The sequence below is a fragment of the Amycolatopsis xylanica genome, from assembly GCF_900107045.1.
Classification (GTDB): Bacteria; Actinomycetota; Actinomycetes; order Mycobacteriales; family Pseudonocardiaceae; genus Amycolatopsis; species Amycolatopsis xylanica.
Genome location: NZ_FNON01000002.1, coordinates 1040720 through 1056692, shown reverse-complemented (window position 1 = coordinate 1056692; position 15973 = coordinate 1040720). Strand labels below are relative to the sequence as shown.

The following is a 15973-nucleotide window of genomic DNA, read 5'->3' as shown; positions in this document are numbered from 1 at the left end:
CCTTCGGTGAGGGTGGGTCAGTTGGCGGACGCGGCGCCGTAGCCGCCGCCGACGAGTTCAGGGGCTTCGTGCGCGGCTTCCGTGCCGTGCTCGGCGAGCCAGCGTTCCGCATCGATCGCCGCGGCGCAGCCCGAGCCCGCCGCGGTGATGGCCTGGCGATAGGTGCGGTCCACCAGGTCGCCCGCCGCGAAAACGCCATCGAGGTTCGTGTAGGTGCTGGGCGCCTTGGTGACCACGTAACCCTCGTCGTCCAGGTCGACCTGGCCGCGCACGAGCTGGCTGCGCGGGTCATGGCCGATCGCCACGAAGAAGCCGGTGGCGTCGAGCGTCGACTCTTCGCCGGTGACCGTGTCCTTCAGCTTCAGTCCCTGCACCTTGCCGTCGCCGATCACCTCGGTGACCTGCGAGTTCAGCTTCCACTTGATCTTCTCGTTGGCGCGGGCGCGCTCGAGCATGATCTTCGACGCGCGGAACTCGTCACGCCGGTGGACGATCGTGACGGACTTCGCGAACTTCGTCAGGAAGGTCGCTTCCTCCATCGCCGAGTCGCCACCCCCGGCGACCACGATGTCGTGGTCGCGGAAGAAGAAGCCGTCACAGGTCGCACACGAGGACACGCCGCGGCCGAGCAGCTCCTGCTCGCCGGGCACGTAGAAGTAGCGGGCGGCGGCGCCCATCGCGAGCACGACCGCGCGCGCCGCGTACCGGACACCGTTCGCGGTGACGTACTTGACGTCCCCGGTCAGCTCCAGCGACTCGACGTCCTCCGCACGAAGATCGGCGCCGAAGCGCTCGGCCTGCTTGCGCATCTCCTCCATGAGGTCCGGGCCCTGAATGCCCTCGCGGAAGCCGGGAAAGTTCTCGACCTCCGTCGTAGTCATCAGCGCGCCACCGAACTGGGTGCCCTCGAACACCAGCGGTTCGAGCTGCGCCCGCGCCGCGTACACGGCGGCGGTGTAACCCGCAGGACCGGATCCGACGATGATCAGGTTCCTGATTTCCTCGGCAGCCACCGATACCTCCGACTCGTTGTGACCTGTACCAGGCTCAACATGATCGTAGGTGGCGATTGTTCCCGAGCGTGATGGGTGCTACTTCTCCCCGATTGTCTTGTCGAACAACTTGGCGCAGCTGGTGTCGAAAGCCACCAGCCGATACTGCGCGAACTTGCCCGTGGTCAGGATCGCCATGGTCCCGGCCTTGCCGTTCACGTTGACCGGCTGCACGCCGGCGGGCTGGATCCCGGAGTCGATGCCCGCGGCATCGAGACACGCGTCGAGCTTCTGCTTGCTCTGCAGCGGGCCGTAATCCATCAAGCCGATTCCCTTGCCGACCAGTGCTTCCGAACCAGCGCCATCGGAAGCGACGGACGGTCCGCTCGGCACCGGCGCGGCGACGCCGGGCGTGCTCGAGTCCTTGGACGAGGTGCTAGGAACGATGACCGCGACGGCGACCGCGGCCGCGGCCGCCGCGGTAAGGATCCCGGCACCCCAGCCCATCTGCTTCTTGCGACGACGCTGACGCGCGGCGTCGAGGCTCACGACAGGGGCGACTGGCGCGGATTCGGCTTGTCGCTGCCGCGGGAAGGCGGCCTGGACCTCCTCCGCGAGCGCGGCATCGAGCCGGGCCGCGTACTCGGCTGGCATCGGCACCGCTTCGACGGCCAGCCCGGCGAGGTCGGCCTGTGTCGACTCCAGCGCCTCGATGATCGCGCGCGCTTCCGGATCGGCGTTCACCAGCGGCCACAGCTCGGCCGCCTGACGCTCGTCCAGCACTCCCGCGTGCAGATCGGCGAGCACGTCGACAGACCACGGCGGGCCGACGGCACCGCCAAGCCCCCGAATTTCGTCCGTCATCGTCCCTCCCGTTTGCTTTCGTGAGTTGGGACGTTCGCATCTGCATCGGGGTTCCGCAGATGACCGAGAACCTTGGCGAGCTTGGCGCGACCTCGCGCACACCGGCTCTTGACCGTGCCTTCGGCGATGCCCAGCAGCTTCGCGGTGTCGGCGACGGAGTAGCCCTCGACGTCGACGAGCACGATCGGCGCACGCTGGTCCTCGGGAAGCGTGTCGAGCGCTTCCTTGATGAGCAGCTTCGTCTCGCGTTCGGACATCGAGTCACCCGGCGCGGCGGGCTCGTTGAACTCGCCGGATTCGGGCATCGGGACCGTCGGCCGCGCCTGACGGCGGCGGATGCGGTCCAGGCAGGCGTTCACCACGATGCGGTGCAGCCACGTGGTGACCTGGGATTCGGCGCGGAAGTTGCCCGCCGCTCTGAACGCCGAGATGAAGGCGTCCTGCAACGCGTCGGCGGCTTCTTCGGGATCACGTACGGTGCGGAGCGCTACCGCCCACATTCGGTCGCGATGCCGCCGGACCAGTTCGCTGAACGCATGCGGATCTCCGGCGGCGTGCGCCTGTATGAGATCCGCATCCGTGGGTATGGCTGCGGTCACCCGGGAAGCCTACTAAGTGATCGACTACGTCAAGCAGCAGGTAAGAAGCTCACTTCACCCAACTGGGTCATGTGCTTTCCGTTGTCGATATCGGCCAGCTGGGTGATCCAGACGATGAAGAACTTGCCGTCGGCTGGCGCGGGCAGGCTGATGGTCGACTCGCCCTCGCCGACATCGGCGGCGGCGAGCTCCTTGGTCTCGTCCAGGCCGGCGTCCTTCGAGTCGGCCGAGAGGATCTTGACCTTGGTGCCCGGCTTGTCCGAAGTGATCTTGACCTGCGCGAGCTTGATCGGATCCTTGAAGGAGAAGACCAGGCCGACGCCCGGTTTCACCGTCGGGAACTGCTGCTTGTACTGCTCGGTGCGCCAGAAGGTGCCGGGGTCGCCGTCGGCCGCGTTCTTGGCGCGGCCCGGGTTGTCGCCAGCGCCCTCGGGGTTGTAGACGTTCACCGCGGCGGGTTCCACGGCCTGCCCGACACCGCCACCCTGCGCGGGCGGAGGCGCGGGCTGCTGCTGCCCGCCGTCCGGCGGCGGGGTCGACGAAGCGGACGGCGCCGCGACGTTGACCTTGGGACCGGTGGCGTCGGGGTCGGACTGGAACAGGCTGATCGCCAGCATGCCGAGCCAGGCCAGGATGCCGACCACGGCGACGACCAGCACGGTCACGCCCAGCGCCAGCTTCTTGCGCCGCGCCGCGTCCTTGACCGGCTTCTTCGTGGTCCAGATGGTGCCGTCCGACTCGGGCTGGCCCTCTTCGGTGGCGCCGATCGCCTTCATCAGCTGGGTGCGTTCCTCGGCCTCGGCGACCTGGCCGAGCACGCTGAGGATGGCCGCGCTGGTGCGGATGCCGCCGTGGCCGCCGTCCTCGATGGTGCGCACGGCCAGCGCCGACAGCTCGACCGGCACCGAGGGCACCAGCGAACGCGGCGGCACGAGCCTGCCGCCAGGGCCTTGCGGCGCTGCCGGGATGGCGGCCGGCCCGCCGGGCAGCGCCCAGCGGCCGGTCAGCAGCAGGTAGAGCACCGCGCCGAGCGCCTTGACGTCATCACGCAGCGTCGCGTCCGGCAAAGGTCCTGGGAAGGCGAGCTTCAGCGCGCCGTCGGGCGTCAGCCGGAGCCGCTGGGGGTGATCGAGGCCGAGCACGAGGCCGTTCTGGTGCGCGCGCTCGACCGCTTCGGCGAGCTGCTGGACCATGCGGGCGGCCGCTGCGGGCGCCACCGGGCGCTCGGCGACGAGGTCGACCAGGTCGCTGCCCTTGGTCCACTCGGCGACCACCACGCCGAGCAGTCCCTCGGTGGAAGTGATGCCACTGCCGAGACTGAGCACGTCGAGCACGCGGGCGACGCCGCCATGCCCGAACTTCGCGCCGTGCGCGGCGCGGTCGAGGGTGCGACGGGCCAGGCGGGCCGCCTCGGCGTCCGCCGGGTCACCCACCAGCAAGGTCAGCGCGACATCCCGGCGCAGCTGGCCGTCGCGGGCACGCCACAGGTGCGCGCCTGCCCGCTCATCGATGCCGAACTGCGCGAGCAGCCGGTACCGGCCGTCACCGACCACCCGGCCAGGCGCCAGCGAACCACCCTGCGCGCGAACGCCCGCAGGATTGGGCGCGCCCGCCTGCTCGCTCCGTCTCGTATCCACGCTCACTCCCGATATCTCCCTGACCGAGGGTACGGGAATACGACGCGTGGTCGCGGGTTATCTGTGCGTCAATCGTTATTTGCGCTTGATCAGACGAGTGAATCTCGACGTGGCCGGCGCCAGTTCCTCGACCTTGAGCGCGACCAGCACACCGAACGACACCACGATGCCGACGATGCCTTGCAAGATCAACTTTACCCAGGCCTGCAGAATCGGCCCCAGCGAGTCTGGCACGAGCAGCCCGACGACGTACGCGGCGCCGACGCCCGCCCCGCTCGCGACGACGGTGAAGAGGATCACGCCGAGTACCCGCTTGCTCCGGAGGTTACCGAGCGTCACCCAGAGCCACACCTGACCGAGGATCGCGCCGACCACGAAGGTCAGCCCGTTGACCATCATCGCGCCGAGCACGATGTGGTCGCCGTCGAGCAGGCCCTGGCACATGTACAGCAGCGGGACCTTGACCACGGTCATCACGATCATGATCAGCGTCGGCGTCCGCGCGTCCTTCATCGCGTAGAACACCCGCAGCTGGAGCATGACCAGCGCGTACGGCAGCAGCGCGAACGCGCAGATCGCCAGCGCCGAGCCCAGCCGCGACGCCGCCTCCGGCGTGCTCTTGCCGAAGCTGAACAGCGCGACACCGATGGACGAGCCGACGATCGTCAGCACCGCCGAGATCGGCACCAGCATCACGGTCGACAGCCGCGAGGCATAGGACAGGTCGGCGACGAGCTTCTTGTGGTCGCCGTCGGCCGCCGCCCGGCTGAGCCTGGGCATGATCGCGGTCAGCAGCGAGACGCCGATGACGCCGTACGGGAGCTGGAACAGCAGCCACGCGTTGCTGTACGCGGTGACGCCGCCCTCGCTGCCGCTGGTCAGCACACGCGTGTTGATCGTGTAGCCGACCTGGCTGACCGCGACGTAGCCGAGGATCCAGAGCGCGAGCCCGCCGAACTCCTTCATCTGCTTGTCGATGCCCCAGGCCCACTTGAACCGGAAACCGGTGCGCAGCAGCGGCGGCACGAGCATCACGGCCTGCGCCACGATGCCCGCGGTCACGCCGACGCCGAGCACGAGGAGTTTCGTGTCGCCGAGTGAGACCGGGTCCAGCGAGATGTCGCCGGGCAGGATCGCCACCACGACGATCGTGAAGATGACCACCAGGTTGTTGATCACCGGCGCCCAGGCGGCCGGCCCGAAGTTGTTCTTGGAGTTCAGCACGGCCGAGAGCAGCGCGAACATGCCGTAGAAGAAGATCTGTGGCAGCAGCAGGTAGGCGAACGCGGTGGTCAGCGCCGGGTTCGCCTTGCCGGAGGTGTCGACGTACAGCGCGGTGAAGGCTGGCGCGGCGATCACCGCGATCACCGTGCCGACCAGCAGCAGGACACCGGCGACCGTGATCAGCCGCTGGGTATAGGCCTCACCGCCGTCCTCGTCGTCCTGCGCGCGGACGAGCAGCGGGACGACCACACTCGCCAGCACGCCACCCATCAGCAGCTCGAAGACGATGTTCGGCATCGTGTTGGCGACGTTGAACGAGTCGTTGGCGACGCCGGCGCCGATCGCGGCGACCAGCATCAGCTTCCAGAGGAAGCCGGTGATCCGGCTGATCAGCGACGCGATGGCGATCTTGCCGCTGGTCTTGACCAGCGACGGCGCCTTCTTGTCCGGTTCCTTTTCCCCAGGACGGACGAGCGGGAGGTCGACCCGCTGCATGACCTGGGTGGCGAGCGCGTCGTACGGCCGCAGCACGTCCGGGTCGGCGACGGGCCAGCGCGAGCCGACCGGGACGCCGGGGATGCGCGGGATGAACTGGGTCGCGTCCGGCTCACCACCCGCGGAGGGCGGCGGGACCGGCGCGGGCAGGTTGTCACGGTTCCACGGCCGGACCGGACCGGAGCGCGGCGCCTGCTGGCCGCGGCGCGGCGCGGGCGGCGGTCCCTGGGGGGCGGCGGCCTGCTGCCGGGTCGGCGGCGGATTTTGGGGTGGTTTCTGTCGGGTCGGGACCGGCTTGGCCGAGCGGATCGGCGGCAGCTGCGGTGGCTGACCCTGCGCCGGGCGGCTCGGCTGCGGCAGCGGCTTGAGCCTGCGCGTCTCCTCGTCTCGTGACGGTGTGACACGGCGGCGGCCGTCCGGCGGCGGCCCGGCAGGTGGCTGCGCAGGCGGCGGCTGGCGGCGTTCTGGCTGGTCAGAGCCTGGACGAGGAGGGCGTCCGGCACGCTCGGGTGGCACACCCGGTCCTCTGTTCAACGTGCGCCCAATCCTCAGCCGGTTTCGTCGTCGACCCAGGGTAGTCGGCGCGGCCCGAAAAGGCTCAAACCCTAGTGGCCTTGCTCTCTTTGATCCTCCGATAGATGCGACGCGAAGACAACAGGAGTAAAGCCGCGCCCGCGACGATGGTGACGATCAGCGTGAGCGTGCCGTACTCGTTGGAGCTGAGCTCGAATTTCGCCGTGCTGCCGAGCCGGGTGCCCGCCGGGGTGCTCAGCGAGACGTCGACGCTGAACCGGCCCGCCCGCAGCGCCTCGATCGGGACGAGCTGCTGCCGCTTGGCGTTGGCCGGGATGGACCGCGGCGCGATCTCGTTGGGCGAGCGCAGGCCGGTGCTGTTGTTGAGGCCGATCTGGACGGTCATCGCGACCGGCAGGTCGTTGGACAGCGTCACCGGCAGCGGCGACGAGCCCGAGGTCAGCGAGAAGCGCTGGGTCGGGTTGACCACACCGACCTGGCTGGTGAGGTTCGCCAGCTCACCGCGCGCGTTGCCGGTCGCCGCGGGTATCCCGCCGCCCGCGGTCCGCCAGGCGCCGGAGGTGGCGCGGATCAGGCCGTCGCGGACGGGTGTGACCAGCTCGGCAGGCTTGACCTGCGCGGTCGGGTCGACCGTCATGGCCGAGGTGAAGTTGGTGATCGAGGTGTCGATGTCGGTCAGCGCGCCGGTGAACTCGGCGGACGGCGCCGTCGCCAGGTCCTGCGAGGTGTTGTTCGGCTCCGCGGTGGCCGACGGCTTCGAGGTGAGCGAGTCCTTGAGCGAGACCGGCGAGATCATGCCGCTCTCGGTGTAGCCGGTGAGCGTGCGCAGCATGGTGATCAGCTCGGGCAGCGGCGCGCTCCAGCGGTGCGGCGGCGCGACCACCAGTCGGCCGGGATTCGTCTGGCCCTGGCCCAGACCCGCGCGGAAGGCGATCGCGGCGAGTCCGTTCTGCGTGGAGACCGCGGGCTTGGCCGCCGCGTTGTTGGGCTTGTCGCCGACGCTCAGCGCGGCGGAGGTCAGCGAATCGGCGGGCTGGACGTGCAGATCGGAGCCCGCGAGGGTGACCGGGGTGTCGAGCTGCTCGGTCGACTGGACCCGGTTGGACTCGGTGATGATCGTCTTGATGCCCGCCGAGGTCAGCGCGCCGATCGTGGCCGAGTCGAGCGGGCCTTCCGGCCAGAGGGTGTTCTCGACGGGTACCGCGTTGAGGATCGTTTCCAGCACCGCGGTCTGGTTGGCGGCCTTGGTCACGAGCTCGCCGTCGGCCTGCTCACCGTTTTTGACCGCCGAGAGCACGGACAGGTCGGCGTCGGCGAACGGGAGCGGGACCATGCAGTGGCCGTTGACCAGCTGCTTCAACGTGCCGAGCCACTGCTTCGCCAGCTCGGCGCCGCGTCCGGTGATCGGGCTGCCGCCGGTGCGCACCAGGTAGCCATGCGACATCGCGTCGATGATCGAGACGAGGTCGGGGTCGACCGCGAAACACAGCGAGTTGAACAGCTTCGAGTCGTCTTGGATCGTCTGCGCGGCCTTGAGCAGCGAGTTCAGCCTGCCGCCCTGGTCGAGGTCGTCGGCCAGCTGGTCGTTGTCCAGCGTGAGCTGGCTGTGGAACGGCCAGGTCGCGACGTGCGGGACGCTGCTGGTGAGCGGCCACAGGATGGACAGCTGCGCGGCCTTCGCCTGCTTGTCCGGCGCCTGCTTGCCGGGGATGCCGAGCACGGGCAGCAGCATGTTGAGCGCGGCGAGCCTGGCCTGGCCGCCGAACTCCGGCACCCCGTTGATGTTGACCAGCAGCGGGAACACGCCGATCTTCGACGGCTTGAACGTGGTCAGCGGCACCGTGATGTTCAGCGGGGCGGACGCGCCAGGCTCGAGCACGTCGGTGACCTCGGTGAACTGCGAGACACTCGCGTCGGTCGGCGTGGTGCCCTCGACCGACTCGGTGAACTGCCGCTCGGTGGTGATCCGCTCGCCGAACTGCAGCCGGACCTGCAGCTTCGAGAGCTTCCGGTCCCCGATGTTGGTGACCTTGCCGCTGATGTTCAGCGTGGTCGAGTTCGAGGTGAGCACCCTGGGGTTCATCTGCTCGACGTCGAAACGGAGCCTGCTCGGTTCCTGGCGCGGCTGCGGCTGCGCGGCGTGCGCGCCGAAGAGTCCTTGGACGAGCAAGAAGCAAATGGTCAAGCAGATGGCGGCGAGCCGCTTCACTCGTTAGCTCCCTCAGCGGCAGGGGATTCGTGCGAGAACAGCTCGCGGGCCTTGCGGACCAGCTTGCGTTCGTCGGCGTAGGCGAGTTTGGTCTCCAGGTCGGTGACCGGGAACCAGGCTACCTCGGTGACTTCGACGTCCTCATCGGACAGCTCGCCGCCGACGGCTTCGAGCAGGAAGTGGTGGACGGTCTTGTGCACCCGGCGGCGGTCGGCGACGAACCAGTAGTCGATCGCGCCGAGCGGCTCGATGACCTGCGCGGAAATGCCGGTCTCCTCCTTCACCTCGCGCATGGCGGTCTGCTCGACCGTCTCGCCGTCTTCGATATGTCCCTTGGGCAGCGACCAGAGCAGTTTGCCGTGCCGGTCGAGCCTGCCGATCAGCACCGCGTTCTCCCGGTCGGCGTCCATGACCAGGCCACCAGCCGAGGTCTCGTCGACCGTCGTCAGCCTCCTGCCGCGCTGGCGCCTCCGCCGGCGGCCCGGCTTCGAGGCACCGGTGCGACCGGCCGATCCAGACATGCTGCGATGCTAGAGCAAACGGCGGCGTCGCTACCCTGGCTCTCCGTGTCCGTGTTGATCGGTGCGCGTAGTAAGTGCACCCCTTTCGTGGTGGGATTGCAGTGAACGAACTAGTCGCCATGCAGAATGCGGTGACCGAGCTGATGCGTATCTCCCCACTGGCGGATGAACTGGCTGGCCTTTTCAGCAAGGCCGGTCACAAGCTGTATCTGGTCGGCGGCAGTGTCCGCGACGTCATGCTCGGGCGTGGTTCGCACGATCTCGACTTCACCACCGACGCGCGGCCGCAGCAGGTGCTCGACATCGTGCGCGGCTGGGCCGACAACATCTGGGAAGTCGGGATCGCCTTCGGCACCGTCGGGGTGACCAAGCAGGGCTCGCTGCTCGAGATCACCACCTTCCGCGCGGACAGTTATGACCGGGTGACCCGCAATCCCGAGGTCACCTTCGGCGACACCATCGAAGAAGACCTGCTCAGGCGCGACTTCTCGGTCAACGCGATGGCCATCGACTTGGCGGCGAAGAAATTTGTCGACCCCTACGACGGCATGTCCGCGTTGCGCGACCGCCTGCTCGACACGCCCGCGACGCCGCAGGAGTCCTTCGCCGACGACCCGCTGCGCATGCTGCGCGCGGCCCGGTTCGCCGCGCAGCTCGGGTTCACCCCGGCGCCGCGCGTGGTCAAGGCGATGACCGAGATGGCGGGCGAGATCGACCGGATCACCGCCGAGCGTGTGCAGGCAGAGCTGTCGAAGCTACTGCTGGCCGACGACCCGCGGCCGGGCCTGGAGCTGATGGTCGACACCGGGCTGGCCGAGCGGGTGCTGCCCGAGGTGCCCGGCATGCGGCTCGCGATCGACGAGCACCACCAGCACAAGGACGTCTACCAGCACTCGCTGACCGTGCTGCGGCAGGCGATCGAGCTGGAGAAGACGCACGAGCCGACCTCCGAGCCGGATTTGATCCTCCGGCTGGCCGCGCTGCTGCACGACGTCGGCAAACCGCGCACGCGCGAGTTTCAGCCGGGTGGTGGGGTGAGCTTCCACCACCACGAGGTGGTCGGCGCGAAGATGGCCCGCAAACGTTTGCGCGAGCTGAAGTACTCGAAGGAGATCATCGAGTCCGTCTCGCAGCTGGTCTTCCTCCACCTGCGGTTCCACGGCTACGGCAAGGGCGAGTGGACCGACTCGGCCGTCCGGCGCTACGTCACGGACGCCGGTGACCTCCTCCCCCGCCTCCACAAGCTCGTCCGCGCCGACTGCACCACCCGCAACCGGCGCAAGGCGGCCGCGTTGCAGGCGACCTACGACCAGCTCGAAGAACGCATCGCCCGCCTGCGCGAGCAAGAAGACCTCGCTCGCGTCCGTCCCGACCTCGACGGCAACGCGATCATGGAGCTGCTCGGCCTCCAGCCGGGTCCCCAGGTCGGCCAGGCCTGGAAGTTCCTCAAGGAGCTCCGCCTCGACCGCGGCCCCCTCGACCACGACGAAGCGGTCGCCGAGCTGCTGAAATGGGCCGCCGCCAACGGCATCACCCCACCTGCCTAGGACCTCGTAAAACCCCGAAAGTGGCTTTCGTCAGGTCTTATCTGACGAAAGTGGCTTTCGGGCTATCACATCTGACCAAAGCCACTTTCGGGGTTTGGCGTGGGCGGAGCCGGAACATCGGGGGCGGGGTTGTGGGTACGGTTGGGGCTCATGGGGCACGAAGTGGACGCGCTCGTCGCGGCATCGGCCGGGCTCAGGCTTGGCGAGGAACTGACCGAGTACCTGCGGGATGAGGGTGAGCGGAAGGTCTACGACCAGCCGGCCGCCTTCACCGCTTTCGTGCGCGGCGGCGGGAACGTCGAGCTGTACGAGCGGCTGAGCGACGCGCTCGCCGCCGGGTACGACGAGACGAAGCCCGACGCGTTGCTGGATGTCGGCTGTGGTGACGGGCTCGCGGTCGTTCCGGCATTGGACCGGGCGCAGCACGCGCCGCTCAGGGTCGATCTCGTCGAGCCGTCTGAGGCGTTGCTCAAGGACGCCAAGAAGGGTGTGCCCGGCGCGCAGGCCTGGCAGATGACCGCGCAGGAGTTCTTCGCGCGCGACGATGAGCAGCGGTGGGACGCGGCGCAGGCGACGTTCTCGTTGCAGTCGGTCGTGCCGGAGGATCGGCCGTCCGTGCTCAAAGCGTTCCGGGAGCGGGCGACGCGGCTGACCATCGCCGAGTTCGACGTGCCCGTGTACGTCGAGGGCACGCCGGAGCATCTGGTGTCGATGGTCAAGCGCTACGAACGCGGGATCACCGAGTACGGGGCCGACGCCTCGCTGGTCGCGCAGGGTTTTCTGCTGCCGGTGCTGCTCGGGCAGATCACGCCGTCGGTCGCGCGGACCAACTGGGAGCAGCCCGCCGCGAAGTGGGTCGAACAGCTCGAGGCCGCTGGGTTCACAAACATCGAAATCGAGCCGCTGGCCGACTACTGGTGGGCGCCTGCGGTGTTGATCAAAGCTGCTTAGAGCGGGATTTAGCAGGCTTTATCCCGGGAAAAGCGCCCGGGATAAAGCCTGCTAAATCCTCGTGAGCGCGCCGGACTCGAGGTGACGGCCGACCGGGTGCGGCAGGACGTAGGCGACCGCGCCGCCGGGCATCCCGTTCCACGGCGCGGTGATGCCGGTGAGCACGCGCAGTGGACGTTGCACCTGGTAGGAGCGGTGATCGCGCTCGCGGTCGTAGGCGAGTGACGTCTCGACGAACCGGGCCGACTCCGGGTGCACCAGGTTGCCTGCCTCGTTGCCGAAGCGCTGGATGGTCGTGCCCGCGGGCAGCACCACGAGCCGCTTGTTGCTGAAGAAGTTCAACGGCGGCTCGCCGCGCAGCGGCAGGATCGGCCAGTCGGCCGGGTTGTCGTGCTCCTCGGCGCCCGCGACCGCGCGGACCGGGTACAGCAGGAGGGTGCCCAGCAGGAAGCGGGCCGCTTCCTCGATGCGCGGGAAGTAGGTCGGCTCGTCGGACGGCGGCCGCGAGACCTCCCAGCCCAGGTCGGTCTTGCGCAGCGACCAGGCGCCCTCGACCAGTTCGCCGATCCGGTACGCCGTGTCGGACACGCCGTGCTCGGCGAGGCGCTGGTGCAGCGCGTCGAGGATGTCGGCGGCGCGGGCGTCGCGGTCCGGTTCGTCGCCGCGGGCGAGCTTGTCCTGTGACGGCAGGTCTTCCGGGGTCTGCGGCGGGTACGGCTGGCCGAGCAGATGCGCCTCGGCGGTCGCGCGCAGACGCTCGCTGACGTACGGGGGGCGGAAGCCCTGCGAGCGGATGTGGTCGACCAGCTCCGGCTCCGGCGGGATGCCGCCCTTGCGCAGGTAGTGCGGCACCGCGGCTGGCCAGATCCAGGTGCCGTCGGTGTGGAAGGCGTTCGGGACGTCCGGCGGCGTGTTCGGGCTGAACACGTCCGGCAGCGGGCCGGGCCTGCTCATTACCACCGGCGAGCGGAACAGGTAGTCGAGCACGCCTCGGACCGCCTCCGGTGGCACCGGAGGGCGGTTGACGACTGGGCGCTCGCCCTCGTTGTGCGCGTCGACGGGCTTCGCGACGCGGAAGGTCACGTTCAACGGCCTGCCCGCGTGCACCGAAAGCCACGACGGCACGCGCTCGCGCGGGAAGTTCGCCAGCTCGCCGACGTAGAAGCGCTGGTTGGGCCTGCCGCCCTCGTTCGGCGGCTGCCGCCAGTCCGGCTCGGTGTCCGGGTCGAAGTCGAAGTCGAAGCGCGACTGGGAGTCGAGCGTGAAGGTGCCCTGGAACCAGGTGCCCGCGCCGGGCTCGTACATCGCCGCACGTAGCCGCACGAACAGCGTCGACAGCTGTGGCGGCGCGGCGATGGCGACGGTCATCGGGCCTTCGTCGTCCTCGGCGACGGCCCTGATCTCCAGCTCGGCGTAGTCGCCGACCTGGCGGAACTGCGCGGCGACGCGCAACCAGCCGGTCGGCAGCTCGCGGACCAGCGTGCGCCCGATCTGCTTGAGCAGGCTTCCCTGGTCCTCGCCGCCGGGCTTCGGCCGGCCTTCGTCGCTCTCGATGAAGTCGTGGCGCGTCTGCCACAGCGCGGTCAGGTTCTCCGGCGCGGTGGTGGTGCTGAAGTCGGTCAGCCCGAGTTCGTGCGCCCTGGTCTCGTCGTGGCCGGTCCACCGCAGTGTCAGCTCGTGCTCGCCTGCCTGGGGCGCGACCTGGTAAAGCTCGTCGTCGTAGCGGCAGTGGGTCTGCAGGCTGAAGGTCGCTGAGGCCTCGGCCTCCGGCACGACCTTGGCCTGTGTCCCGTTCCAATCGACGTCGAAGCCGGCAGGCACATCTTCACCCGGCAGGGTGACCAAGAGCAGCGTGCCGTCCTCGGTCGACCGTTGCGTCCGGAATACGCGGTCACCCCATACCGCGTATAAACCGTCCGGGCGTTCGGCGGCCTCCACCAGGTAACGCACTTTGTCCCCTCCAGTGCAGCTAAAGCTGCTTCAAATCTAGTCGGCCGGGTACCGGCTCACTCGGCGGTCGTCACTTTTCGTGCCGACTCCGAACTCGGCCAGTGCGTCATCGGCCAGTCTTTCGATGGCTTCTCGCAGCTCTAATCGATTCAGCCAGCTACTTTGCAACGCTTCTTCGCCGTACATCGCGCCCACGAGGTTGCCGCAGATCGAGCCGGTCGAGTCGCTGTCACCGCTGTGGTTGACCGCCGCGAGCAGTGCCGTGTTCGGGTCGCCGGTGTTCAGCGCGACGTACACCGACATCGATAACGCTGTCTCGCCAATGTTGCCCTGGCCTAGGCTTTCGACCCGTTCGGGCGTCGGCGGCCCGTCCAGCTTCAACGCCGCTTCGAGCGCGGTCAACTGCTCTTCGTGCATGCGGTGCTTCACGAGTTCCTTGATGGACACATCGACCGCGTACCGCAGGGGAACTCCCGCGAGGAGCTGCTGGACGATCACCGCGAACGCGCCGGACGACAGATACCCGCTGGGGTGACCGTGCGTGAGCGCCGCGCTGTCCGCGCCCAGCTCGAAGACCTCGGCCGGGTCATCGGACCACAGCGCGATCGGCGCCGCGCGCATCACGCCGCCGCAGCCCTTCGAGTTGTTGACCGGCCGGTCAATGGACGGCTGGATACCCGTCCGGCCGTAAGCCTCCAGCTCGCCGAAACAGGTCAGACCCGGCGCGCGCCTGCTGAACAGCTCGGCGACCGTGATCAGCCAGCCGTCCGGTTCCTCGCTGGTGTTTTTCGGCCCGCGCGCGCGAGTCCACGGGACACCTTGGGTATGCAGCCAGCGCTGGTAGGCCATTTGCAGCGCGTGCACCACGTCGCCGCCGTTGATCCGCGCCCGCAGCAGCGCTTCCAGCGTGAACATGGTCATCTGGGTGTCGTCGGTGATCTTGCCGATGCCGCCGTACGCCTCGATGAAATCGGTGATGCCGTCCGGCCCGGCGATTTCGCGGATGCGGTCGATCGAGTCGAACTCGGTGGCCGCGCCGAGCGCGTCACCGATCGCACCGGCCAGCAGGCTGCCACGGAAACGAGAGCTCAGGTTCATGACGCGGCCGCCGGATAGCGCCGGAACCACTCCCCGCCCGGCGGGTTCGGGCCGAACTCCGCGCGCAGGTCGTCGGCGACCTGCGCGATGACGTCACGCAGCTCCAGCCGGTCGAGCCAGGAAGCGCGGATCGCCTGCTCGCCGTGGATCGCGCCGGCGAGGTTGCCCGCCACCGACCCGGTCGAGTCGCTGTCGCCGCTGTGGTTGACGGCCACGAGCAGCGCCTCGTCCAGCGTGCTTGTCGCCAGTGTCGCGTAGACGCCGATGGCCAGCGCGGTCTCGCCGACGTTGCCGCCGCCGAGTGTCGCGACCTTCTCCGGTGTCGGCGGTCCCTGCTGGGCCAGCCGGATCGCCTGATCCAACGCCACGGTCTGCTCCTCGTGTCCGTTCCAGGTCGCGAGCTGCGCCTTCGCCACGTCGACGGCGGCGAGCAGCGGCACCTCGCGCAGCAGCTGCTGGATGATCACCGCGAACGCGCCTGCCGACAGGTAGCCGCTCGGGTGGCTGTGGGTCAGCGCGCCGCTCGCCGCCGCGAGCGCGAACACGGCGGCCGGATCGTCCGACCACAGCGCGATCGGCGCGGCACGCATGACGCCGCCGCAGCCCTTCGAGTTGTTGATCGTGCGTGTGAAGGTGGCCATTTCGCCGGTCTGCGCGAAGCCTTTCAGCGCGAAGAAACAGGTCGAGCCCGGCGCGCGGCGGTGGAACAGCTCGCGATTGGTCATCAGCCAGCCGTCCGGACTTTCGCTGTGTTCGTACGGTCCGCGCGCCCGGTACCAAGGCACGCCTTGGGTGTGCAGCCAGCGCTGATAGCCCAGCTGGAGTTCGTAGTGCGTGTCGACCTGAGCGCCGCGCCGCAAGCCCGCGTGCGCGCGGATGATCGCGTCGGCGGTCGCGAGCGTCATCTGAGTGTCGTCAGTGATCGTGCCGAGGCCCTCGTACGCGCGGATGAAATCGGTCAGCCCGTGCGGGCCGGTCCGCTCGCGGATGCGGTCGATCGAGTCGGACTCGATGGGTGCGCCCAGTGCGTCGCCGACCGCGCCCGCGAGCAGGCTGCCACGCAGGCGATGGGCGGCGATCTCGGCGGACGGCGTCACGGCGACGGGCGCGCGGACGGTCGTCGAGGCCGAGCCGACCGACGGCGCGAGCACCTTCGAGTCGACCGGCTTGGCCGGATTGCGGGTGAGGAAGCGTTTGCCGTCCTCGTCGATCCCGATGAACAGCTCGAGCCGGTGCACCGAGACCGGCGGGTTCAGCGGCTCCGCCCTGCCGTCGACCACACGCTGTCCTTCGAGCAGCCGGGTCAGCGTGGCCAGGTCGTTCTCACTGATCCAGTGATCTCCGGCCACGGG

Annotated in this window: 12 protein-coding genes; 2 read left to right on the top strand and 10 right to left on the bottom strand. The window is 68.9% G+C overall.

The genetic code is table 11. The features are described 5' to 3' along the window. Nucleotides 1–17: 17 nt before the first annotated feature. The 7 genes from trxB to BLV57_RS12755 form a co-directional block, all read right to left on the bottom strand. Nucleotides 18–1013 (bottom strand): thioredoxin-disulfide reductase, encoded by a 996-nt coding sequence (gene trxB, locus BLV57_RS12785; RefSeq protein WP_091288844.1) that lies wholly within the window; start codon nucleotides 1011–1013, stop codon nucleotides 18–20. Nucleotides 1014–1091: 78 nt separating this feature from the next. Beyond that, complete coding sequence (locus BLV57_RS12780) at nucleotides 1092–1856, bottom strand: anti-sigma factor (protein ID WP_091288843.1); 765 nt, start codon at nucleotides 1854–1856, stop codon at nucleotides 1092–1094. Next, complete coding sequence (gene sigM / locus BLV57_RS12775) at nucleotides 1853–2455, bottom strand: RNA polymerase sigma factor SigM (RefSeq protein WP_091288842.1); 603 nt, start codon at nucleotides 2453–2455, stop codon at nucleotides 1853–1855. The genes BLV57_RS12780 and sigM overlap by 4 nt, the downstream gene beginning before the upstream one ends. Before the next feature lie 29 nt (nucleotides 2456–2484). Next, nucleotides 2485–4092 carry a protein kinase family protein gene (locus tag BLV57_RS12770; RefSeq protein ID WP_091289119.1) on the bottom strand — a complete coding sequence of 536 codons (1608 nt, stop codon included), beginning with the start codon at nucleotides 4090–4092 and terminating at the stop codon, nucleotides 2485–2487. A 75-nt stretch (nucleotides 4093–4167) separates the two neighbouring features. Further along, nucleotides 4168–5961, bottom strand: a complete 1794-nt coding sequence (murJ, locus tag BLV57_RS12765; protein ID WP_218134775.1) for a murein biosynthesis integral membrane protein MurJ — start codon at nucleotides 5959–5961, stop codon at nucleotides 4168–4170. Nucleotides 5962–6409: 448 nt separating this feature from the next. Further along, nucleotides 6410–8554, bottom strand: coding sequence for a DUF6049 family protein (locus tag BLV57_RS12760; RefSeq protein WP_091288841.1), 2145 nt, complete (start codon nucleotides 8552–8554; stop codon nucleotides 6410–6412). After that, nucleotides 8551–9075 (bottom strand): NUDIX hydrolase, encoded by a 525-nt coding sequence (locus BLV57_RS12755; RefSeq protein WP_091288840.1) that lies wholly within the window; start codon nucleotides 9073–9075, stop codon nucleotides 8551–8553. Before BLV57_RS12755 ends, BLV57_RS12760 begins: the two co-directional genes overlap by 4 nt. Nucleotides 9076–9194: 119 nt before the next feature. Between BLV57_RS12755 and BLV57_RS12750 the strand changes: the two genes are divergently transcribed. Together BLV57_RS12750 and BLV57_RS12745 are read left to right on the top strand one after the other, a co-directional pair. Further along, nucleotides 9195–10622 carry a CCA tRNA nucleotidyltransferase gene (locus tag BLV57_RS12750; protein WP_425425988.1) on the top strand — a complete coding sequence of 476 codons (1428 nt, stop codon included), beginning with the start codon at nucleotides 9195–9197 and terminating at the stop codon, nucleotides 10620–10622. A 150-nt stretch (nucleotides 10623–10772) separates the two neighbouring features. Then, nucleotides 10773–11573, top strand: coding sequence for a methyltransferase (locus tag BLV57_RS12745; protein ID WP_091288838.1), 801 nt, complete (start codon nucleotides 10773–10775; stop codon nucleotides 11571–11573). Between the two features lie 51 nt (nucleotides 11574–11624). Here the strand turns inward: BLV57_RS12745 and BLV57_RS12740 are convergent, their stop codons facing one another. From BLV57_RS12740 to BLV57_RS12730, 3 genes are read right to left on the bottom strand one after another with little or no spacing between them, the layout of a single operon-like run. Further along, nucleotides 11625–13523, bottom strand: a complete 1899-nt coding sequence (locus BLV57_RS12740) for a TNT domain-containing protein (RefSeq protein ID WP_091288837.1) — start codon at nucleotides 13521–13523, stop codon at nucleotides 11625–11627. Nucleotides 13524–13559: 36 nt separating this feature from the next. Further along, nucleotides 13560–14621, bottom strand: a complete 1062-nt coding sequence (locus BLV57_RS12735; RefSeq protein WP_091288836.1) for an ADP-ribosylglycohydrolase family protein — start codon at nucleotides 14619–14621, stop codon at nucleotides 13560–13562. Then, nucleotides 14618–15970 carry an ADP-ribosylglycohydrolase family protein gene (locus tag BLV57_RS12730; RefSeq protein WP_091288835.1) on the bottom strand — a complete coding sequence of 451 codons (1353 nt, stop codon included), beginning with the start codon at nucleotides 15968–15970 and terminating at the stop codon, nucleotides 14618–14620. Before BLV57_RS12730 ends, BLV57_RS12735 begins: the two co-directional genes overlap by 4 nt. Nucleotides 15971–15973 lie beyond the last annotated feature (3 nt).

Coding starts and splice junctions, on each gene's coding strand:
- BLV57_RS12780 (WP_091288843.1), bottom strand. CDS start 1,856: ATGACGGACGAAATTCGGGGGCTTGGCGGTGCCGTCGGCCCGCCGTGG.
- BLV57_RS12755 (WP_091288840.1), bottom strand. CDS start 9,075: ATGTCTGGATCGGCCGGTCGCACCGGTGCCTCGAAGCCGGGCCGCCGG.
- BLV57_RS12750 (WP_425425988.1), top strand. CDS start 9,195: ATGCAGAATGCGGTGACCGAGCTGATGCGTATCTCCCCACTGGCGGAT.
- BLV57_RS12745 (WP_091288838.1), top strand. CDS start 10,773: ATGGGGCACGAAGTGGACGCGCTCGTCGCGGCATCGGCCGGGCTCAGG.
- BLV57_RS12735 (WP_091288836.1), bottom strand. CDS start 14,621: ATGAACCTGAGCTCTCGTTTCCGTGGCAGCCTGCTGGCCGGTGCGATC.